The 19,510-nt window shown below is 73.2% G+C and carries 20 protein-coding genes and 3 tRNA genes; 15 read left to right on the top strand and 8 right to left on the bottom strand.

What is annotated here, in order from left to right; genetic code table 11:
* Nucleotides 1–64: 64 nt before the first annotated feature.
* Nucleotides 65–1,153 (bottom strand): N-ethylmaleimide reductase, encoded by a 1,089-nt coding sequence (nemA, locus tag EXE57_RS09265; protein ID WP_244247055.1) that lies wholly within the window; start codon nucleotides 1,151–1,153, stop codon nucleotides 65–67.
* A gap of 83 nt (nucleotides 1,154–1,236) precedes the next feature.
* Between nemA and EXE57_RS09260 the strand changes: the two genes are divergently transcribed.
* The 4 genes from EXE57_RS09260 to EXE57_RS09245 are packed head-to-tail and all read left to right on the top strand — an operon-like array spanning nucleotide 1,237 to nucleotide 6,651.
* Nucleotides 1,237–3,624, top strand: coding sequence for an FdhF/YdeP family oxidoreductase (locus EXE57_RS09260; protein ID WP_135076738.1), 2,388 nt, complete (start codon nucleotides 1,237–1,239; stop codon nucleotides 3,622–3,624).
* A gap of 9 nt (nucleotides 3,625–3,633) precedes the next feature.
* Nucleotides 3,634–4,629, top strand: coding sequence for a pirin family protein (locus EXE57_RS09255; RefSeq protein ID WP_135076735.1), 996 nt, complete (start codon nucleotides 3,634–3,636; stop codon nucleotides 4,627–4,629).
* Between the two features lie 17 nt (nucleotides 4,630–4,646).
* Nucleotides 4,647–5,228: a DNA-3-methyladenine glycosylase I gene (locus tag EXE57_RS09250; RefSeq protein WP_208543025.1), complete on the top strand. Its 582-nt coding sequence runs from the start codon at nucleotides 4,647–4,649 to the stop codon at nucleotides 5,226–5,228.
* A gap of 22 nt (nucleotides 5,229–5,250) precedes the next feature.
* Entirely contained in the window at nucleotides 5,251–6,651 is a 1,401-nt protein-coding gene (locus EXE57_RS09245; RefSeq protein WP_135076733.1) for an amidase, read from the top strand.
* A 21-nt stretch (nucleotides 6,652–6,672) separates the two neighbouring features.
* Here the strand turns inward: EXE57_RS09245 and EXE57_RS09240 are convergent, their stop codons facing one another.
* From EXE57_RS09240 to EXE57_RS09225, 4 genes are read right to left on the bottom strand one after another with little or no spacing between them, the layout of a single operon-like run.
* Complete coding sequence (locus tag EXE57_RS09240) at nucleotides 6,673–7,377, bottom strand: anti-sigma factor (RefSeq protein WP_135080776.1); 705 nt, start codon at nucleotides 7,375–7,377, stop codon at nucleotides 6,673–6,675.
* Nucleotides 7,374–7,976 carry an RNA polymerase sigma factor gene (locus tag EXE57_RS09235; RefSeq protein ID WP_135076730.1) on the bottom strand — a complete coding sequence of 201 codons (603 nt, stop codon included), beginning with the start codon at nucleotides 7,974–7,976 and terminating at the stop codon, nucleotides 7,374–7,376. Before EXE57_RS09235 ends, EXE57_RS09240 begins: the two co-directional genes overlap by 4 nt.
* The gene (locus EXE57_RS09230; RefSeq protein ID WP_135076727.1) at nucleotides 7,973–8,635 is read right to left on the bottom strand and encodes a class F sortase; all 663 of its coding nucleotides are present in this window, start codon (nucleotides 8,633–8,635) and stop codon (nucleotides 7,973–7,975) included. The genes EXE57_RS09235 and EXE57_RS09230 overlap by 4 nt, the downstream gene beginning before the upstream one ends.
* Nucleotides 8,636–8,648: 13 nt before the next feature.
* Nucleotides 8,649–9,479 (bottom strand): DUF4397 domain-containing protein, encoded by an 831-nt coding sequence (locus EXE57_RS09225; RefSeq protein ID WP_135076724.1) that lies wholly within the window; start codon nucleotides 9,477–9,479, stop codon nucleotides 8,649–8,651.
* A 224-nt stretch (nucleotides 9,480–9,703) separates the two neighbouring features.
* On the opposite strand from EXE57_RS09225, the gene EXE57_RS09220 reads away from it, so the two are divergent.
* From EXE57_RS09220 to EXE57_RS09185, 8 genes are all read left to right on the top strand, one after another.
* A tRNA-Thr gene (locus EXE57_RS09220) sits at nucleotides 9,704–9,776 on the top strand.
* A gap of 50 nt (nucleotides 9,777–9,826) precedes the next feature.
* A tRNA-Met gene (locus EXE57_RS09215) sits at nucleotides 9,827–9,900 on the top strand.
* 45 nt (nucleotides 9,901–9,945) lie between these two features.
* Complete coding sequence (rpmG, locus tag EXE57_RS09210) at nucleotides 9,946–10,116, top strand: 50S ribosomal protein L33 (RefSeq protein WP_135076721.1); 171 nt, start codon at nucleotides 9,946–9,948, stop codon at nucleotides 10,114–10,116.
* An 89-nt stretch (nucleotides 10,117–10,205) separates the two neighbouring features.
* Complete coding sequence (locus tag EXE57_RS09205) at nucleotides 10,206–10,607, top strand: FAS1-like dehydratase domain-containing protein (RefSeq protein ID WP_135076718.1); 402 nt, start codon at nucleotides 10,206–10,208, stop codon at nucleotides 10,605–10,607.
* Nucleotides 10,604–10,993 (top strand): MaoC/PaaZ C-terminal domain-containing protein, encoded by a 390-nt coding sequence (locus tag EXE57_RS09200; protein ID WP_135076715.1) that lies wholly within the window; start codon nucleotides 10,604–10,606, stop codon nucleotides 10,991–10,993. Before EXE57_RS09205 ends, EXE57_RS09200 begins: the two co-directional genes overlap by 4 nt.
* Complete coding sequence (locus EXE57_RS09195) at nucleotides 10,986–12,026, top strand: UDP-N-acetylmuramate dehydrogenase (RefSeq protein ID WP_135076713.1); 1,041 nt, start codon at nucleotides 10,986–10,988, stop codon at nucleotides 12,024–12,026. The genes EXE57_RS09200 and EXE57_RS09195 overlap by 8 nt, the downstream gene beginning before the upstream one ends.
* A 34-nt stretch (nucleotides 12,027–12,060) precedes the next feature.
* Nucleotides 12,061–13,752 (top strand): MFS transporter, encoded by a 1,692-nt coding sequence (locus tag EXE57_RS09190; RefSeq protein ID WP_135076711.1) that lies wholly within the window; start codon nucleotides 12,061–12,063, stop codon nucleotides 13,750–13,752.
* Nucleotides 13,753–13,782: 30 nt separating this feature from the next.
* Nucleotides 13,783–14,499, top strand: a complete 717-nt coding sequence (locus EXE57_RS09185; protein WP_135076709.1) for a DUF2652 domain-containing protein — start codon at nucleotides 13,783–13,785, stop codon at nucleotides 14,497–14,499.
* A 21-nt stretch (nucleotides 14,500–14,520) separates the two neighbouring features.
* Here the strand turns inward: EXE57_RS09185 and EXE57_RS09180 are convergent, their stop codons facing one another.
* The 3 genes from EXE57_RS09180 to EXE57_RS09170 all read right to left on the bottom strand — a co-directional run bounded on the left by EXE57_RS09180 (nucleotide 14,521) and on the right by EXE57_RS09170 (nucleotide 18,031).
* Nucleotides 14,521–15,177, bottom strand: coding sequence for a class I SAM-dependent methyltransferase (locus tag EXE57_RS09180; protein ID WP_135076707.1), 657 nt, complete (start codon nucleotides 15,175–15,177; stop codon nucleotides 14,521–14,523).
* 58 nt (nucleotides 15,178–15,235) lie between these two features.
* Nucleotides 15,236–16,195 carry an adenosine deaminase gene (locus tag EXE57_RS09175; protein WP_244247054.1) on the bottom strand — a complete coding sequence of 320 codons (960 nt, stop codon included), beginning with the start codon at nucleotides 16,193–16,195 and terminating at the stop codon, nucleotides 15,236–15,238.
* Between the two features lie 543 nt (nucleotides 16,196–16,738).
* Complete coding sequence (locus EXE57_RS09170) at nucleotides 16,739–18,031, bottom strand: aspartate aminotransferase type Ic (RefSeq protein WP_135076703.1); 1,293 nt, start codon at nucleotides 18,029–18,031, stop codon at nucleotides 16,739–16,741.
* A 165-nt stretch (nucleotides 18,032–18,196) separates the two neighbouring features.
* Here EXE57_RS09170 and EXE57_RS09165 point away from each other — a divergent pair.
* The 3 genes from EXE57_RS09165 (at nucleotide 18,197) to nusG (ending at nucleotide 19,488) form a co-directional block, all read left to right on the top strand.
* Nucleotides 18,197–18,269, top strand: a tRNA-Trp gene (locus EXE57_RS09165).
* Between the two features lie 60 nt (nucleotides 18,270–18,329).
* Nucleotides 18,330–18,566: a preprotein translocase subunit SecE gene (secE, locus tag EXE57_RS09160; protein WP_135076701.1), complete on the top strand. Its 237-nt coding sequence runs from the start codon at nucleotides 18,330–18,332 to the stop codon at nucleotides 18,564–18,566.
* Between the two features lie 55 nt (nucleotides 18,567–18,621).
* Nucleotides 18,622–19,488, top strand: a complete 867-nt coding sequence (nusG, locus tag EXE57_RS09155) for a transcription termination/antitermination protein NusG (RefSeq protein ID WP_135076699.1) — start codon at nucleotides 18,622–18,624, stop codon at nucleotides 19,486–19,488.
* Nucleotides 19,489–19,510: the final 22 nt, after the last annotated feature.

Below are 19,510 nucleotides of genomic sequence, written 5' to 3'. Positions count from 1 at the left end.
GTCGCCGACACGCGTTGCCGACGACCGAAGGTTCGGGGACTACCCGACGTGGGGGCGCCTGGCCTCAGGCGTACGCCGGGTAGTCGGTGTAGCCGCGGGCGTCCCCGCCGTAGAAGGTGCTCTTGTCCGGGTCGGTGAGCGGCAGCCCGTCGCGCAGCCGGGCCGGGAGGTCCGGGTTGGCGATGAAGGTGCGCCCGAAGGCGACCGCGTCGACGTGGCCCGCCTTGAGGACCCGCTCGGCCTTGACGAGGTCGTAGCTGCCGGCGCCGACGATCACGCCGGGGAACGCCTCGCGGAGCCGGTCGCGGAAGTCGTCGGTCAGCTCCTGGCCACCGACCCAGTCGGGCTCGGAGAGGTGCAGGAAGCCGATCCCGTGGGCGTGGAGCAGGCGCGCGACGTGCAGGCCGGTCTCCTCGCCCTCGGGGTCCTCGACGCCGTTGAAGGAGCCCACCGGGGAGATCCGGACACCGACGCGGTCCGCGGACCAGGTCTCGACGACCGCCGCGACGACCTCGTCGAGCAGCCGCGAGCGGTTCTCGAGGGAGCCGCCGTAGGCGTCCTCGCGCTGGTTGCTCGTCGGTGACAGGAACTGGTGGAGCAGGTAGCCGTGGGCCGCGTGGATCTCGACCGCGTCGAAGCCGGCCTCCCGGGCGTTGCGGGTCGCCTGCCGGTAGTCCTCCACCAGCCGGGGGAGCTCGTCGCCGGCGAGGGCACGCGGGGTCGGGCTGTCCGCCCGCACGAGGGTGCCGTCGGGCTCCTTGAGCGACGTCCGGCCGCCGGAGGGGATCGCGCTGGCGGAGACGGGGAGCGCCCCGTCGTGCAGCGACTCGTGGGAGACCCGGCCGACGTGCCACAGCTGCGCGGCGATCCGGCCGCCGGCCTCGTGGACGGCGTCCGTGACCCGACGCCAGCCGGCGACCTGCTCGGCGCTGTGGATCCCCGGCGTGTCGGCGTACCCCTTGCCCTCGGGGGTGATCTGGGTCCCCTCGCTGAGGATCAGGCCGGCGGAGGCGCGCTGGACGTAGTAGTCGCGCATCAGGTCGTTGGGGACATCGCCGGGCCGCGTGGCACGCATCCGGGTCAGGGGCGCCATCAGCACGCGGTGGGGGGCGCGCACGGCACCGATGGTCAGGTCGTCGAAGAGGTCAGCCACGGTGAGCCCAACCCGGGGCAGGCCGCCGGTCATTCCCCGGGGTGGTGATCCTCACGCTTGACCGCCGCGTGAGGATGGGGGACATGAGCCGCCGACCTCCCCTCCGTGACATCGACGAGGCCGAGATCGAGGTCGACGGGGCCGAGAGCTCCGCGGCCGGACCGGTGGCCGTGGCCGTCGCCATGAAACGGGCCCTCGAGCAGATGGGCCCGGTCCGCTCGGCGAGGACGCTGCTCAGGCTCAACCAGGTGGACGGTTTCGACTGCCAGGGGTGTGCATGGCCGGACCCCGATCCGTCGCACCGGCACACGGCCGAGTTCTGCGAGAACGGCGCCAAGGCGGTGGCCGAGGAGGCGACCAGGCGGACCGTCGGCCCGGAGTTCTTCGCCGAGCACCCGATGTCCGAGCTGCGCGAGCGCACCGACTACTGGCTCGGCCAGCAGGGACGGCTCACGCAGCCGGTGGTGCTGCGCGCCGGGGCGACCCACTACGAACCGATCGGGTGGGACGACGCGTTCGCCATGATCGGTGACCGGTTGCGCGGACTGGCCTCGCCCGACGAGGCCCTGTTCTACACCTCGGGCAAGACCTCCAACGAGGCCGCGTTCGTCTACCAGCTCTTCGCGCGCGCCTTCGGCACCAACAACCTCCCCGACTGCTCCAACATGTGCCACGAGTCGACGAGCGTCGCCCTGGCAGAGGTGATCGGCATCGGCAAGGGCTCGGTGACGCTGAACGACGTCGAGACGGCCGAGTGCCTGGTGATCATGGGCCAGAACCCCGGGACCAACCACCCGCGCATGCTCTCCGCGCTGGAGAAGGCCAAGCAGAACGGCGCCCGGATCATCGCGATCAACCCGCTCCGCGAGGCCGGGCTGGTGAGGTTCAAGAACCCCCAGAAGCCCCGGGGGCTGGCCGGTCCCGGGACCGAGCTCGCCGACCTGCACCTCCCCGTCCGGATCAACGGCGACCTCGCGCTGCTGCAGGCCATCGCCCACCACCTGCTCGAGTGGGGTGCGATCGACCACGACTTCGTCGAGCGGCACACGCACGGCTTCGAGGAGTGGGTCGACCACGTCCGCGACCTCGACTGGGACGCCGTCGACCGCGCGACGGGGCTCGACCGGGGGCAGATCCGGCAGGCCGCCGAGATGCTCCGCGACTCCTCCGCGACCGTCTTCTGCTGGGCGATGGGCATCACCCAGCACCGCAACGCGGTCGCCACGGTCAAGGAGATCGCCAACCTGTCCTTCCTGCAGGGCAACATCGGCAAGCCGGGGGCGGGACTGTGCCCGGTCCGGGGCCACTCCAACGTGCAGGGCGACCGCACCATGGGGATCTGGGAGCAGGTCCCCGACCACTTCCTCGACAGCCTGCAGGAGGAGTTCGGCTTCGAGCCGCCCCGCGAGCACGGCCTCGACACCGTCAACGCGGTCAAGGCGCTGCGCGACGGCGATGCGAGGGTGTTCTTCGGGATGGGGGGCAACTTCGTCTCGGCCGTCTCCGACACCAGCGTCACCGAGGACGCGATGCGGTCGGCCGACCTGACCGTCCACGTGTCGACCAAGCTCAACCGCTCCCACGTCGTGCACGGCCGCGAGGCGCTGATCCTGCCCGCGCTCGGCCGGAGCGAGAGGGACCTGACGGGGGGTCGGCCGCAGCGGGTCACCGTCGAGGACTCGATGTCGGCGGTGCACGCCTCCCAGGGGCCGCTCGCCCCCGCCTCGGACCACCTGCGCTCCGAGGTCGACATCGTGTGCAACCTGGCGCTGGCCACCCTGGGCGGCGACCACGTCGTCCCCTGGGCGACCCTGCGCGACGACTACACCGAGATCCGGCGGCGGATCGCCCGGGTGGTCCCCGACTGCGAGGCCTACGACGAGAAGGTGGACCAGCCCGGCGGATTCGTGCTGCCCCACCCCCCGCGCGACACGAGGACCTTCCCCACCGAGGTCGGGAAGGCGAGGTTCACGGCGAGCCCGACCGACGTGCTCCACGTCCCCGAGGGCCGGCTGCTGCTGCAGACGATGCGTTCCCACGACCAGTTCAACACGACGATCTACGGCCTCGACGACCGCTACCGCGGGGTCAAGGGCGGCCGACGGGTCGTGTTCGTCCACCCGGAGGACATCGCGGCCCTCGGCCTGGCCGACGGCGGCTACGTCGACCTGGTGAGCGAGTGGGACGACGGAGAGCGCCGGGCCCCGGAGTTCCGCGTCGTCGCCTACGACCAGCCCCGCGGGTGCGCGGCGGCGTACTACCCGGAGACCAACCCGCTCATCGCGCTGGACCACGTGGCCGAGGGCAGCAACTGCCCGTCGTCGAAGTCGGTGGTGGTGCGGCTGGACCCGACCGAGCAGGGCTCCACCGAGGCCCACTACGGCAGCATCCGCAGCGACCAGGGGACGCGCGCGGGGTCCCCGGCCGGCACCGGGACCAAGCGGTCCCCCGAGCCCGACCAGCTGGGATAGGAGAACTCCGTGACCAACCCCGAGCGCGACCCCGACGAGCTGGTCCTCGATCCCTGCGCCGCGGCGGAGGGGGTCGAGATCCTCACGCCGCGGGAGGTCCCGCTCGGTGGGCCGAGGGCGATGCGGGTCCGGCGTACGCTCCCGCAGCGCCACCGGTCGCTGATCGGCGCGTGGTGCTTCGTGGACCACTACGGCCCCGACCTGGTGGCCGACACCGGCGGCATGGTCGTCGCGCCCCACCCGCACACCGGCCTGCAGACGGTCAGCTGGCTGTTCACCGGGGAGGTCGAGCACACCGACAGTGCCGGCCACCACGCCCTCGTGCGCCCCGGCGAGGTCAACCTGATGACGGGCGGCCGCGGCATCAGCCACTCCGAGGTGTCGACCGAGGCCACGTCCACGCTGCACGGCGCCCAGCTGTGGGTCGCGCTCCCGGACGCGTCCCGTGACGTCGCGCCGGGGTTCGCCCACCACGCCCCCGACGCCGTCCGCGGTGAGGACTGGGAGGCGCGCGTGTTCCTGGGCTCGCTGCTGGGGGAGTCTTCCCCGGTGACGACCCACACCCCGCTGCTCGGGGCCGAGCTGCTGCTCGACGCCGGCGCCGCGGTCGAGCTCGACGTCGACCCTGCCTTCGAGCACGGCGTGCTGGTCGACACGGGGGTCGTCGCCGTGGCGGGTCGGGAGGCCAAGGCCGCCGACCTCGCCTACGTCGCCCCGGGGCCCACGACGCTGGCGCTCGCCGCCGGCGCGGAGCCGGTGCGGCTGCTGCTGCTCGGCGGACCGCCGTTCGGGGAGTCCATCGTGATGTGGTGGAACTTCGTGGGGCGCAGCCACGAGGAGATCGTCGGTTTCCGCGAGGAGTGGCAGCGCCAGATCACCCGCGACGGACAGGTCGTCCCCGACAGCCGTCAGGTCGCCGAGGGCCGCTTCGGGGTCGTCGACCACGCGCTCCCGCCGATCCCCGCTCCGGCGCTTCCCAACGCGCGGCTGCGCGAGCGTCGCTGAGGGCCGGGGAGGAGCGCGTGCCAGGACCCGTGACCGGCGAGGACGGCCTCGCCCGCTGCCCGTGGGCGGTCGGGCACCCCGCCAACCTCGCCTACCACGACACCGAGTGGGGGCTGCCGATCCAGGGCGAGTCCGCCTGGCTGGAGCGGCTGGTGCTCGAGGGCTTCCAGTCCGGGCTGTCCTGGCTGACGATCCTCAACAAGCGCGAGAGGTTCCGGGCCGCCTTCGCCGGGTTCGACGCCGACACCGTCGCGGCGTACGACGAGGCCGACGTCGAGCGGCTGCTCGGTGACGCGGGCATCGTCCGGCACCGCCGCAAGATCGAGGCCGCCATCACCAACGCCCGGGCGACCGTGGCGCTGCGAGGGAGCGGCGGCCTCGAGGACTTCGTGGCCGGCTTCCGTCCCGACCACCACCCGGCGCCGCGCACCACCGAGGAGCTCGCCACCACGTCGCCGGAGTCGCTCGCGCTGTCGAAGGCCCTCAAGGGTGTCGGGTTCGCCTTCGTCGGGCCGACGACGATGTACGCGCTGATGGAGGCGACCGGGCTGGTCGACGACCATCTCGTGGGTTGTCACAGGCGTACCGCCGGAACGTGACCGGCCGGTAACCTCACCGCCCATGACGCGCGTGCACGCCTTCACCGACGACGCCCTCGGCCACCTCGACGCGGTGGGGGTGGTCGCTGCGCTCCGGTCCGGGGAGGTGTCGATCCCCGAGGTGGTCGAGGCCGCGCTGGCGCGCACCGGGGCCGTCAACGGGCGCCTCAACGCCGTCGCGTACGACGACGCTGCCGGCGCGCGGCGCCGGGCGGCCGACCCCCACGGCGGCTTCTTCGCCGGCGTCCCCACCTTCGTCAAGGACAACGTCGACGTCGCCGGGATGCCGACCATGCAGGGCGCGGACGCCTGGGAGCCGCAGCCGCGGCCGGCCGACGGCGACTTCGCGCGGATGTACCTCGCGACCGGACTGCTGCCGCTGGGCAAGACCCAGCTCTCGGAGTTCGGCTTCAGCGCCAGCGCCGAGCACCCGCGGCTGGGGCCGGTCCGGTCGCCCTGGGACCTCGAGCGCACCGCGGGAGCCTCCTCGGCCGGCTCCGCCGCGCTCGTGGCGGCGGGCGCCGTCCCGATCGCCCACGCCAACGACGGCGGCGGCTCGATCCGGATCCCGGCCTCGGTCAACGGCCTGGTCGGCCTCAAGCCGACCCGCGGCCGGCTCGCCCAGGACGCCTCGCTGCGCCAGATGCCGGTCCGGATCGTCCAGGACGGGGTGCTGACCCGCAGCGTCCGCGACACTGCCGCCTTCTACCGCGAGGCCGAGCAGGTCTACCGCAACCTCCGGCTGCCCCCGATCGGCGACGTCCGGCGACCCGGCCGCACGCGGCTGCGAATCGCGGTCGTCACCGAGGGCGTCGGCACCAGTGCCTCCCCCGAGGTCGCCGACCTCACGCGCAAGACCGGGACGCTGCTCGAGGAGCTCGGGCACGCGGTCGTCGAGACCGACTTCCCGGTCCCCGAGTCGCTGCGCGACGACTTCCTCCTCTACTGGTCGATGCTGGCGTTGGTCTCGGTCCGCACGGGGCGACGCACGTTCGGGCGGACCTGGGACGCCGGCCAGCTCGACAACCTCACGACCGGGCTCGCCGAGCACTCGGCACGGCACGCCCGTCGGCTGCCGCTGGCGATCGCCCGGCTGCGCGCGTTGCCGCGCCGGACCCGCGGGTTCTTCGACCAGCACGACGTGGTCCTCACGCCGACGCTGGCCACCGTGACCCCGCGGATCGGACACCTGGCACCGACCCAGGACTACGAGACGATCATCGCCCGGCTGCTCGGCTGGGTCGCGTTCACGCCACTGTTCAACGCGACCGGTGACCCCGCGATCAGCCTGCCGCTCGCCACCACCTCCGACGGTCTCCCGCAGGGCATGATGCTGGGCGCGGCGGCCGGTCGGGAGGACACCCTGCTGGAGCTCGCGCTGGAGCTCGAGGAGGCGCGTCCCTGGGTCCGGATCGACGCCTGAGCCGGCTCACGGTGCGGCCGGTCAGGACCTGACGTCCTCCGGGGGCGGCGGGCGGTAGTCGGCCCGCAGCACCGACGTGACCGAGTGGCCGGGGTCGCCGTCGTCCCGTTCGAGGCTCACGTCGATCGCGCTGTACCTCTCGAGCAGGGACAGCGGCAGGTGGAAGGTGGTGCTGCCCTCCGCCTCGACCTGGCCGACGGGGAGCATCTTGTCGGTGTCCGGGTCCAGCAGCCACACGTAGTAGTAGTCCCCGCGCCGCGGACGCGGCAGGTCGGTCGTCTCGACCGTCATCCGGGCCACGTCGGTCCCGGTCATCGTGACCTGGCCCCGGCCGGCGCCCTGGCCCACGCCCTCCAGCCTCGTCTCGGCCACGGTGGCCGGTTCGCGCTCGTCCGGCTCCTGGGGGTCGAGCACCGTCGCCAGCCCGGCACCCGCGGCGACCAGGACGACGGCTGCCGCGACCAGGCCGGCGGTCCGCCACCGACGTGGGGGCGCCGGCGGCGGCGCGGCGGGCAGCTCCGGCTCGCGGACGGCCTCGGGCACCTGGAGGCTCCGGGTGGTCGCGCTGAGCAGGGAGTGGCCGACGGCCACCTCGAGCAGCTCGTCACGGCAGGAGGGGCACCCGGCGACGTGCTCGCGCACGCGCATCACCTCGGCGGTCGAGAGCTCGCCCCGCAGCAGTGCCAGCAGCTCGTGGCGTCCCGGGTCCGCGTCGTGGTCCGTCATCGCACGTCTCCTTCCTGCTCCATCCGCACCAGCTCGCCCAACCGGCGGGTGCCACGTGCGGCGCGTGCCTTGACCGTCCCCAGCGGGATCTCCAGCTGCTCGGCGATCTCTCGCTGCGTCAGCTGGCGGAAGTACGCCAGCTCCAGCACCACCCTCTCGTGCTCGGGCAGCCGTCGCAGGTTCTGCTGCACCTCCGCCGCGTCGGCGAACCTCTCCGCGGTCACCCGACCGTCGTCGCCGACGAGGTCGCGCAGGGTGGTCACGTCCACCACGACGGCCCGCTTGGCCCGCAGGGCGTCGACCGCCCGGTGGTGCGCGATCGTGAACAGCCAGCTCGAGAGCCGCTGCTTCGGGTCGTAGCTGCGCGCGTTGCGCCAGGCGTCCAGGAACGTGCGCTGCAGCACGTCCTCGGCCTCGTCCCGCCCGACGTACCTGGTGAGGTAGCGCAGCAGCATCGGGGCGTAGGCCCGGTAGGCGTCGGCGAGGGCCTCCTCGTCACGCCTCGCGAGCCGTACCCCGATCGGGTCCCCGACCTCCATGCCGGTGGTTCGTAGCGGATCAGGATCCGGGTTGCCCGGCCGGGACTCGTCGCTGCTCACGTCGGCTCCGCGACCACGACGACGTTGTCCTGGTAGCCGCCCTGGTCCGGCAGGTAGGGGCCACCGCACGTGACGAGGTGGAGCCGTGGTGGTCCGGTGCGCCGGAAGAGAGCCGGCAGGTCGAGGACGGCCTTGGGGAGCCGACGCACGGCGACCACCTCGTACGTCGTGCTGCCGCCGCGGTGGTCGAGCGTGACCCGGCTTCCCGCAGCGAGCCCGCCCAGCCGCGCGAGCGGGCCGACGCCCTCCTCGGCGGTGTCCACGTGGCCCGCGACCACGACGGCGCCCTGCCGGTCGGTCGGGTCGGCCCCGTAGCGGTACCAGGCCGTGGCGAAGGGGGTCGTCGGCAGCGCCATCAGCCCGTCGGCGTCCACGCCCATGGCTGCCACCGGCAGCTCCAGGTCGAGCGCCCCGATCCGCAGCCGCGTCGGTGGCGCCGGCCGCTCCGGCCGCGGATCGGGTCGTGCGGAGGTGCGGCCGACGGTCGGGGCCCGTTCGGCCCGTGCCCGCTCCGGCTGCCGCTCCAGGAGCGGGAGCCCACGAGGACTCGCCTCCGGATCCGCGCCGTGCCCCCCGGACACCAGGGCGGCGCCACCGGCGACCGCCCCGCCGAGCAGGACGGCGGCCACGACGACCGCCGTCCTGCGGGGGCCCAGCACGGTCCGCGTCCTCTCAGTCGAGCCGGCTCGTGGCGGGTCGCCCGACCATGACCAGGGCGAGGGCTCCGGCGAGCAGCATGCCCGCACCGGCCCACAGCCACACGTCGTCGCCAGCGGTCGTCGCCGCCTGGCCGCCGGTGCCGCCGGGAACGCCGCCCGGTGCCGAGTGGAGGCCGTCGATCGTCTGCACCGCGAGGTCGAGGTTGCCGTCCTCGGCACTGCCCCACGCGTAGACGATGGTGCTGACGCCCTCGGCGAGGTCGAGGTCGGCGGGGCCGATCGCCACGTCGGAGGTGCCCGCGAGCACCACGTCGGCCGAGATGGTGCCGGCAGGAAGGTCAGCGGCGTCCTCGTTGGGGTTGGTCAGGCCGGTGAAGACCGGCTCCTCGTTGGCGCGTACGTCGACCGCGGGTGCCGCGGCGGTGTGGCGCACGGTGATGCGGGCCTGCCCCGCTGCGATGGGTGCGGTGTCGTTGACGAACGGCGTCAGCGTCGGGTCGCCGTTCTCCTGGAGGTGGGCGACCACGGTGATGTTCGCGCCGGCGGGGACGGCCACGCCGTTCGCCTCGATCAGCGCGTCGCCGTCGGGTCCGGCGCCGGCCTCGGTCACCTTGAGGTCGTACTCCCCCTCGGGCAGGGGGGTCGGGTCGGTGAGGGTGCCGGGCTCGAAGTCCGTGAGGAGCTCGTCACCGTTGGCGTAGACGTCGACCGTGACGCCGGGCACGGCGTGCAGGACGGACACGTCGGACGTGCCGGCCTGGGCCTGTGCGGCCGTGCCGCCCAGGGTCAGGGTGCCGGTGGCGAGTGCTCCCGCGGCCACCGCTCGCAGGATCTGTGTCTTCATCGCTCCACTCCTCCTGGTGCAGGATCCGTGCCGGGCACGGCGGCCACCGGGCGGTGGCTCCTGCCCCTTCTTCGCGGGGGGAGCGGGCTCGGTTGCACGGACTTCTGCTGGCCCGTCCGGCGGCGGTGCCAGGGGGGTCGTGGGACCGTGGAGCAGCGCGTCCGACGAGGTGGCCTGCCCGATTTCCTGATGGCGGGAGAGCACCTGTAGTGTTCTCCGTCGTTGCCCCTTTAGCTCAGTCGGCAGAGCGTCTCCATGGTAAGGAGAAGGTCTACGGTTCGATTCCGTAAAGGGGCTCTGGGTCGGGTTCTGGCCCTCCTCACGGAGGTCGGACACCACGTCCCTGTGGCGGGGTAGCTCAGGTGGTTAGAGCACACGGCTCATAATCGTGGTGTCGCGGGTTCGAGTCCCGCCCCCGCTACTCAGACCGAGCAGTACGACACAGCATCAACGCGAAGGACTTCCCGTGGCCAGCAAGAGCTCCGACGTTCGCCCCAAGATCACGCTTGCCTGCCAGGAGTGCAAGGAGCGCAACTACATCACCAAGAAGAACCGCCGCAACGATCCCGACCGGATCGAGCTGGCGAAGTTCTGCCCCCGTTGCCGCACCCACACCACCCACAAGGAGACCCGCTGACGCGGTCTCCGGCAGCACGAGACCCGCTGAGCGGGTCTCCGACAGCGACCCGTCCGGCCCCCGGACGGGTCGACGTCTATTTTGGGCACATGCCGATCGACCAGTCCCTCGTGGGACGCTCCTTCCCGCCCACCCCGTCGCGCGCTGTCACCGAGGAGCACGTCCGGGCCTTCGCCGAGTCGGTCGGAGGTGACTACGACGGCGGCCCGGCACCCGCGACGTACCCGATCGTGCTGGCGTTCGACGCGATGAACGCCTTCCTCGAGGCCGAGCAGGTCGACCTGTTCCGCATCGTGCACGGCGAGCAGAAGTTCTCCTACAGCCGTCCGGTCGTCCCCGGCGACGTCCTCACCGCCACCCTGACCGTGGCGAGCCTGCGCCAGATCGGGGGCGCCGACATCATCGGCACCGCGAGCGAGATCACCGACGCCGACGGCACCCTGGTCTGCACGACCCGCGCCACCCTCGTCCACAAGGGAGCCGACGCATGAACCCCGGTGACGTCCTCGAGACGCAGACCTACGACGTCACCCGGGCCGACCTGGTCCGCTACGCCGCGGCCAGCGGCGACCAGAACCCCATCCACCAGGACGAGTCGGTCGCGACCTCCGTCGGCCTCCCGGGCGTGATCGCCCACGGCATGTACACCCTCGCGCTCGCGGCCCGCGCGGTCGCGACCTGGACCGGGGGCGCCGAGGTGGTCGACCTCGGCTGCAAGTTCACCAACCCGGTCGTCGTACCGGCCGACGGTGCCGTGACCGTGACCGTCGCCGGCACCGTGAAGTCGGTCGACGACGGGCTGACCACGCTGGCCCTCGAGGTCACCTGCGACGGCCAGAAGGTGCTCGGCATGCCGAAGGCCGTGGTCCGTGCCTGAGCTGCGGGACCGTACGACGCTGCGCCTGGGCGGACCGGCGCGCCACTGGGTCACCGCCACCACGGACGCCGAGCTGGTCGAGGCCGTGCGGACCGCCGACGAGACGGGCGAACCCGTCCTCGTCCTCGGCGGGGGCAGCAACCTCGTCGTCGCCGACGAGGGCTTCGACGGCACGGTCGTCGAGGTGGCCACCGCCGGCGTCGAGGCCGACCGCGACGACCCCGACGACCTGGCCTGCCTGGGGGCCGTGACCGTCACCGTGGCCGCGGGCGAGGGCTGGGACGGATTCGTGGCCCGGGCCGTCGGGAGCGGCTGGGTCGGCGTCGAGTCGCTCTCCGGCATCCCCGGCTCGGTCGGGGCGACCCCCATCCAGAACGTCGGAGCCTACGGCCAGGAGGTCGCCCAGTCGATCGCGTCGGTCCGCACCTGGGACCGCGCCGACCGCACCCAGCGCACCTTCGCCGCCGCCGACTGCGGCTTCGGCTACCGCACCAGCCGCTTCAAGGAGGAGCCCGGCCGGCACGTCGTGCTGGGGGTCACCTTCCTGCTCAAGCAGGGCACCCTCGGCGCCCCCGTCGCCTACGCCGAGCTCGCGCGGACCCTGGGGGTCGAGCAGGGGGAACGTGCGCCGCTGGCCGACGTCCGCGACGCGGTGCTGGGTCTGCGGGCCGGCAAGGGGATGGTGCTCGACGCCGAGGACCACGACACGTGGAGCGCCGGCTCGTTCTTCACCAACCCCTTCGTCGACCGCTCGCGCGTGCCCGAGGGGGCGCCGGCCTGGGAGCAGCCCGACGGCCGGGTCAAGACCAGCGCTGCGTGGCTGATCGAGCACGCCGGCTTCGGCAAGGGGTACGGCCTCGACCGTGGCGCGCCCGCGTCCCTGTCCACCAAGCACACGCTCGCGCTCACCAACCGTGGCCGGGCCACCACCGCCGACCTGATCGGGCTGGCTCGCGAGATTCGGGCCGGCGTGGAGTCGGCGTACGGCATCCGGCTGGTCAACGAGCCCGTCCTGGTGGGCTGTCGGCTCTGAGCCCGGCGGGCCCGCCGAGGGCTACGATCCCCGGATGGGGGTGGGGACGGGGGCCCGGGGCAGGCTCGGCGACGCCGCGGCGGCGTTCACCAGCAACGCCCGCAACCCGAACCTCCGACGCGCGCAGCTGGCCTTCCTCGGCGCCTGGACGGCGGAGTGGGCCTTCACCGTGGCGCTCGGCATCGTCGCCTACCGCGACGGCGGCGCGACCGCGGTCGGGCTGGTCGGGCTGCTCCGGATGGTGCCCTCCGCGATCTGTGCGCCGCTCCTCTCCCCGATCGCCGACCGGGGCCGCCGGGAGCGGGTGCTGGTCCTGGTCTCCACCCTCCGCGGCGTGGCCACCGCCGCCGCGGCGGTGGTCGCCGCGGTCGCCGGCCCGGCGGCGATCGTCTACGCCCTCGCGGTGCTGTCGACGATCGCGGCCACCCTCTTCCGCCCGGCGCACTCCGCGCTGCTCCCGTCGCTGTGCCGCACCGGTCACGAGCTGGCCAGCGCCAACGTGGTCCGCGGGCTGCTGGACTCCGCCGCCACCCTGGTGGGACCGCTGCTGGCGGCGGTGCTGCTCCGGTTCACCAACGTGGCCGTGGTGTTCGCGGTCGCCGCGGCCGCGTCGCTGTGGGCTGCCGCGCTGCTGCTGCGGTTGAGGTACGACGCCCCGCCGCGCCCCGCAGCCCCGAAGCCGCACCTGGGCCGCGAGGCGGTCGAGGGGCTGCGTGCGGTCGCCCGGCACCGCGGCGTCGCCCTGATCCTCGGCCTCGCCGCCGCCCAGTCGCTGACCCGGGGTGCGCTGACCGTGCTCTCCGTCGTGGTCGCCATCGAGCTGCTCGGGACCGGCGAGTCCGGGGTCGGCACCCTGATGACCGCGGTCGGGGTGGGGGCCGTGCTGGGGTCGCTCGGGGCCTCGCTGCTCGTGGGCACCCGACGGTTGGGCGCCTGGTTCGCCGCCGGAGTCGCCCTCTGGGGCCTGCCGGTCGCGATGATCGGGGTCTTCCCGTACCCGGCTGCCGCGCTGGCCCTGCTGGCCTTCGTGGGTGTCGGCAACGCGCTCATCGACGTCAGCGGCTTCACCCTGCTCGGCCGGATGGCGCCCGACGAGGTGCTGGCCCGGGTCTTCGGACTCCTGGAGAGCCTGGTCGCCGTGTTCATCGGCCTCGGTGCCGTGGCCGCGTCGCTGCTGGTCGAGCTGTACGGCACCCGGACGGCCCTGGTCGCCCTCGGCCTGGTGTGCCCGGTCCTCGCCGTGGCCTCCTGGGGGAGGCTGCGGCAGCTCGACCGGTCGCTGGGCGTCCAGGACCTCGAGGTGGGGCTGCTGCAACGGGTGCCGATGCTGCGGACCCTGCCGCTGCCTGCGGTCGAGCAGCTCGCCCGTGGCCTCGAGCCCCTCGCGGTGCCGGCTGGGGAGCTGGTCTTCAGCCAGGGCGACGTGGGCGACCGCTACTACGTGGTCGAGGCGGGTGGGGCCGACGTCGTCGGCGACGGCGTCGTGGTGGCGACGCTCGGCCCGGGAGAGGGTTTCGGCGAGATCGCGCTGCTGCGGCGTACGCGACGGACCGCGTCGGTGCGGGCCCGCACCGACCTCCGGCTGCAGTCCCTGCGCTCCGAACGGTTCCTCCCCGTGGTCACCGGCTACACGCCGAGTGCGCGCGAGGCCGGGGTGGTCGTGGACATGATGCTCGACCGCTACTCGCCCCGGGACCCGTACGGACCAGCATCCGACGCACCTTGAGGGGCGGGGGTGCAGGTGGGACCGTGGCGCATGACGTCTGGTCGCGCGCTCCTGCTCATCGCTGACATCGGGGGCTACACCGAGTACATGAGCACGCACCGGATGAGCCTCGCGCACGCCGAGGTCAACACCGCGCGCCTGCTCGACAGGGTGGTCGACGCCGCGGGCGGCTTCGACCTGATCGAGATCGAGGGCGACGCGGCGTTCCTCTCCCGCCGCGCCGACGGCCTGGAGGCCGAGGCGGCTGTCGCCGAGGTCGTCCGCGCGGCCGCCGCGATGCACCGGGCCTTCCACGTCGAGCGCAAGTACGTCGCGACCAACCTGTGCCCCTGCAACGGCTGCGCGCAGGCGGACAACCTGAAGCTCAAGTTCGTCGCGCACGTCGGCGAGGTCGCGACGCAGACCATCCGGCAGCGCCGCAAGCTCGTCGGGATCGACGTGATCCTCGTCCACCGGCTGCTGAAGAACCCCGTCCACGTCCCCGAGTACGTGCTGCTCTCGGAGGACCTCTACCGGACGGGTGAGGCCGCCCTGCCCGAGGCGGTGCAGGAGATCACCCACGAGCTCGACGGGATCGGGGAGGTCCGCGCCTACTTCGTCGACGTGGGGGACCTCGACTCCTCGGAGGAGCCGCTGCCCGAGCCGACCCTCTGGGCGCGCCTCGGCAGGACGGCCCAGGTCGCCGGCACCGGCCTTCCCTACATGCTGGGGCTGCGGCGGCGCCGGGCCGAGACCGTCATCCCCTGACCTGACCCGCGGGGCGCGGGGTCAGCGGCGCCGCGCGACGACCACGCTGTCGAGCAGAACCCCCGCCTCGCCGTCGGGGCGGGTCACCTCCCGCTCGCGGTCCTCGGCGACCTCGACGACCCACTCCTCACCGAGCGCGAGGTCGGCGAGCTCGCGCTCGGCGGGGTGGAACTCGTCGTGCCGCTCCGGCGGGACGTCCGACCACGGCGGCGGCGCGGCGTGCGCGACGACGACCAGGCGGCCACCGGGCGCGGTCCGCTCCGCCGCGCGTCGCAGGACCTCGACGCGCGGGAACTCCAGCGGGGTCTGGAGGAAGCAGGCGGTCACCAGGTCGTAGGGGGCCTCGTCGGGCCAGGTCGAGGCGTCGGCGAGGTCCGCGACCTCGCAGCGAAGCCGGTCGGCCACCCCGGCGTCGCGGGCCGCGGCGGCCGCCCGGGCCAGGGCGGTGGGGGAGAGGTCGACCCCGGTCACCGTCCAGCCGCGGCCGGCGAGCCACACCGCGTCGCCGCCCTCGCCGCAGCCGAGGTCCAGGGCGCGCCCGGGCGGGAGGTCGGCGGCCTCGTCGACCAGCGCCCGGTTGGGGTCGCCCGACCAGATGCCGGTACGCCCGGCGTACCGCTCCTCCCAGAACGTCGTCGGGTCGTCGTGGACGGTCGTGTGGGTGTGCTCGTGCGTCATGGACCCAGCCTGCGGGACCCGGAGCCGCGGGGCAACTCCTGTTGCTGGTACGGCAAAATCAGGCGGGGGCGGCCAGCCAGGCGTCCACGTCGGCGAGGGCCTTCGCCACCAGGTCCGAGGGGGCGCGGGAGGCCCGGAACGACATCCGCGCCAGCTCGGCCAGCTGCTCGTCGGTGAGCTCGTGCGCGGCCCGCATCGTGGCGTACTGGCCAGCCAGGCGGGAGCCGAAGAGCAGCGGGTCGTCGGCGCCGAGGGCCACGGTCGCCCCGGCGGCCAGCAGCTCCGGCAGCGGCACGGAGGTGAGGTCGGAGTAGACGCCGAGGGCCACGTTGGACACCGGGCACACCTCGAGCGCGATGCCCCGCTCGACGATCTCCTCCAGCAGCCCGGGGTCCTCGGCGGAGCGGACGCCGTGGCCGAGCCGACCGGGGCGGAGCGTGTCGAGGCAGACCCGGACGTGTCCCGGCCCGCGGAGCTCGCCGCCGTGGGGGACCAGCAGCAGCCCCGCTCGCTCGGCGATCGCGAACGCGGGGCCGAAGTCGGGCGTCGAGCCCCGACGCTCGTCGTTGGAGAGCCCGAACCCGACGACGCCGCGACCGGCGTACTGGCCGGCGAGGCGCGCGAGGGTCCGGGCGTCGAGCGGGTGCCGCGTCCGGTTGGCGGCCACCACCAGGGCGATGCCCAGCCCGGTGTCGCGGGAGGTGCTGGCGACCGCATCGAGCACGAGGTCGGTGAAGGCGGTGATCCCGCCGAACCGGGCGGCGTAGCCGGACGGGTCGACCTGGATCTCCAGCCACCGACCGCCGTCACGGGCGTCGTCCTCGGCCGCCTCGCGCACCAGTCGGCGTACGTCCTCCTCGGTCCGCAGCACCGACCGGGCCACGTCGTAGAGGCGTTGGAAGCGGAACCAGCCCTTCTCGTCGGCGGCCGACAGCTCCGGCGGCCACTCGCCGACCAGGGAGTCCGGCAGGTGGATCCCGTCGCGCTCGGCCAGCTCGAGCAGCGTGGTGTGGCGCATGGAGCCTGTGAAGTGCAGATGCAGATGCGCTTTCGGCAAGGTCGCGAGCGACCTTCGCCGGGGCGCACCTGCATCCCTCGCGCTGCGCGCTCGCATGGTCGAGGTCAACGGGTGCTCACCTGCATCCCTCGCGCTGCGCGCTCGTCATGGTCACCTTTCGCCGGGGCGCACCTGCATCCCTCGCGCTGCGCGCTCGCATGGTCGAGGTCAACGGGTGCTCACCTGCATCCCTCGCGCTTCGCGCTCGTCATGGTCACCTTTCGCCGGGGCGCACCTGCATCCCTCGCGCTGCGCGCTCGCATGGTCGAGGTCAACGGGTGCTCACCTGCATCCCTCGCGCTTCGCGCTCGTCATGGTCACCTTTCGCCGGGGCGCACCTGCATCCCTCGCGCTGCGCGCTCGCATGGTCGAGGTCAACGGGTGCTCACCTGCATCCCTCGCGCTTCGCGCTCGTCATGGTCACCTTTCGCCGGGGCGCACCTGCATCCCTCGCGCTGCGCGCTCGCATGGCTGGGGACTGCCCCGGACTGGTCGCGTACCGGATCAGTGGGAGAGCTTCTCGGCGGCGGCGAGGGCGACGCAGGTGGCGACGGCGTCCATGGCCTCGCGGACCTCGGGGAGCTCCGGGAACGTGGGGGCCAGACGGATGTTGCGGTCGTCGGGGTCGTGGCCGCCGGGGAAGGAGGCGCCGGCGGGGGTGAGGGCGACCCCGGCCTCGCGGGCGAGCTCGACGACGCGGCCCGCGGTGCCGTCGAGGACGTCGAGGCTGACGAAGTAGCCGCCGCTGGGTCGGGTCCAGGTGGCGACGCCGAGGCCCTCCAGCCGCGAGGTCAGCACCTCGTCGACCGCGGCGAACTTCGGCGCGATGATCGCGCGGTGCTGGCGCATGTGGTCGCGGACGCCCTCCGGGGAGCCGAAGAACTGTGCGTGACGCAGCTGGTTGACCTTGTCCGGGCCGATCGAGCCCTTGCCGAGGTGGCCGACGTACCAGGCGACGTTCTCGACCGAGCCGCCCAGGAAGGCGACGCCCGCGCCGGCGAAGGTGATCTTGGAGGTGGAGGCGAACATGATCGGCCGGTGCGGGTGCCCCGCCGCAGCCGCCAGCGACAGCACGTCGGCGGTCTTGGCCTCGTCCTCGGTCAGGTGGTGCAGGGCGTAGGCGTTGTCCCAGAAGATCTTGAAGTCCGGCGCCGCGGTCTCCATCGTCGCCAGCCGGGCGGCGACCTCCTGGGTGACCACCGAGCCGGTCGGGTTCGCGTACGTCGGCACCACCCACATCCCCTTGATGCTGGGGTCCGCCGCGGCCAGGGCGGCGACCGCCTCGACGTCGGGTCCGTGCTCGTCCATCGGCACCGTCACGGTGTCGATGCCGAACCAGCTCAGCAGCGTGAAGTGACGGTCGTAGCCCGGCACCGGGCAGATGAAGGTGACCTTCTCCTCCTCCGACCACGGCCGCACCCCGTCGACGGCGCCCTTGAGCCAGAGGTCGGTGAGCACCTCGCGCATCATCACCAGGCTGGAGCTGCCGCCGGCCACGAGCTGCGCGGGCTCGACCCCGAGCAGGTCGGCGAACATCTCGCGGAGCTCGCGGATCCCCTCGAGGCCGCCGTAGTTGCGGACGTCCACCCCGTGGGCGTCGCGGGTGCCGTCGGGCAGCGAGAGCAGCCGCTCGGACAGGTCGAGCTGTGCGGAGGAGGGCTTGCCCCGGGTGAGGTCCAGGGACAGGCCGCGCCCGCGCAGGGCGTCGTACGCCGTCTGCTGCTCCTGCCGGAAGGCGGTCAGCTCCTCGGGGCCGAGGTCGGTCAGCGGGCGGGGACGTGGGGTCGACTCAGGCACGGGCCCATCGTCGCATCCCCGCGGCAGCGGGGCACCCGGCCCCGCGCGGCGCCGGTTCGACTCGGACTCGCAGCGCCGGGTAGAGTTCACCAACGGTGATCTCTCCCCATGCTTCGGCCTGCCCTCCACAGGGTGGTCCCGGCGTGCCGGGCGGGGTCCCGATGGAGGGCACTAGCTCAACTGGCAGAGCATCGGTCTCCAAAACCGAAGGTTGGGGGTTCAAGTCCCTCGTGCCCTGCGAGGACCTACGGGTCACACACGAAGATCGCACGACGATGCGGAACAGGAAGGGACTGCGATGACGGACAGCCGAGCGGATCGCCGCGACGGCACCGAGCAGCGCACCAGCCCGGTGACGTTCTACCGACAGGTGGTCGCCGAGCTCCGGAAGGTCGTCTGGCCGACGCAGGAGCAGCTGGTCACCTACTTCATCGTGGTGCTGGTGTTCGTGGCCTTCTTCATGACGATGGTGGCGCTCCTCGACCTGGGCTTCGGCAAGCTCGTGTTCGAGATCTTCACCCGCGGCGAGGCCTAGTGACGGGGGCCACGAGCCCCAACCCCTGAGGTCCGGACAGCAGCCGGACGACGAGATGAGCGAAGTGACGGAGCAGCACGTGTCGGAGCAGTACGACCAGGACCACCTCGACGAGGTCACCGAGGGCACCCCTGCCTCGGAGATGGTCGCCGAGGGCGACCCCATCGTCGAGGACGCCGGGACCGTCGAGACCGAGGAGACCGCCGACGAGGCCGCTCCCGCCGACGAGGCCGCGCCCGCTGACGACGCCGACGAGGCGACGAGCGACGCCGACGCGCCTGCCGACGACGACGACCCGCTCGAGGCGTTCCGCCGCGACCTGCTCTCCAAGCCCGGCGACTGGTACGTGGTCCACACGTACTCCGGCATGGAGAAGCGGGTGAAGTCGAACCTCGAGAACCGCATCAACTCCCTCAACATGGAGGACTACATCCACGAGGTCGTGGTCCCCACCGAGGACGTCGCGGAGATCAAGAACGGCCAGCGCAAGATGGTCAACCGGACCCGCTTCGCCGGCTACGTCCTGGTCCGGATGGACCTCACCGACGAGTCGTGGGCCGCGGTCCGCCACACGCCGTCGGTCACGGGCTTCGTGGGCCACGCCCACCAGCCGGTCCCGCTGAGCATGGCCGAGGTCGAGAACTGGCTCGCGCCGACGTTCGCTGCCCCCGAGGCCGAGGCGACCCCCGCCGGCGGCGAGGCCGCGTCCGGCTCCGGCGGCGCCCAGCCCGCCAAGCGTCCGGTCGAGGTCGCCGACTTCGACGTCTCGGACTCGGTCATGGTGGTCGACGGCCCGTTCGCCACGCTGCACGCCACGATCACCGAGATCAACGCGGACACCCAGAGGGTCAAGGCCCTCGTCGAGATCTTCGGCCGGGAGACCCCGGTCGAGCTGAGCTTCAGCCAGATCCAGAAGGTCTGAAGCGCAACAACCCAGGTGGCAG

The sequence above is a fragment of the Nocardioides euryhalodurans genome (assembly GCF_004564375.1).
In the GTDB taxonomy this organism is placed as follows: domain Bacteria; phylum Actinomycetota; class Actinomycetes; order Propionibacteriales; family Nocardioidaceae; genus Nocardioides; species Nocardioides euryhalodurans.
This window is presented reverse-complemented; position numbering and strand designations above follow the sequence as displayed.

Bases quoted from the DNA above. Each gene is read 5' to 3' on its own strand.
- EXE57_RS09260 (WP_135076738.1), top strand. From the start codon at position 1,237: ATGAGCCGCCGACCTCCCCTCCGTGACATCGACGAGGCCGAGATCGAG.
- EXE57_RS09245 (WP_135076733.1), top strand. From the start codon at position 5,251: ATGACGCGCGTGCACGCCTTCACCGACGACGCCCTCGGCCACCTCGAC.
- EXE57_RS09240 (WP_135080776.1), bottom strand. From the start codon at position 7,377: ATGACGGACCACGACGCGGACCCGGGACGCCACGAGCTGCTGGCACTG.
- EXE57_RS09225 (WP_135076724.1), bottom strand. From the start codon at position 9,479: ATGAAGACACAGATCCTGCGAGCGGTGGCCGCGGGAGCACTCGCCACC.
- EXE57_RS09205 (WP_135076718.1), top strand. From the start codon at position 10,206: ATGCCGATCGACCAGTCCCTCGTGGGACGCTCCTTCCCGCCCACCCCG.
- EXE57_RS09200 (WP_135076715.1), top strand. From the start codon at position 10,604: ATGAACCCCGGTGACGTCCTCGAGACGCAGACCTACGACGTCACCCGG.
- EXE57_RS09190 (WP_135076711.1), top strand. From the start codon at position 12,061: ATGGGGGTGGGGACGGGGGCCCGGGGCAGGCTCGGCGACGCCGCGGCG.
- EXE57_RS09185 (WP_135076709.1), top strand. From the start codon at position 13,783: ATGACGTCTGGTCGCGCGCTCCTGCTCATCGCTGACATCGGGGGCTAC.
- EXE57_RS09180 (WP_135076707.1), bottom strand. From the start codon at position 15,177: ATGACGCACGAGCACACCCACACGACCGTCCACGACGACCCGACGACG.
- EXE57_RS09175 (WP_244247054.1), bottom strand. From the start codon at position 16,195: ATGCGCCACACCACGCTGCTCGAGCTGGCCGAGCGCGACGGGATCCAC.
- secE (WP_135076701.1), top strand. From the start codon at position 18,330: ATGACGGACAGCCGAGCGGATCGCCGCGACGGCACCGAGCAGCGCACC.
- nusG (WP_135076699.1), top strand. From the start codon at position 18,622: ATGAGCGAAGTGACGGAGCAGCACGTGTCGGAGCAGTACGACCAGGAC.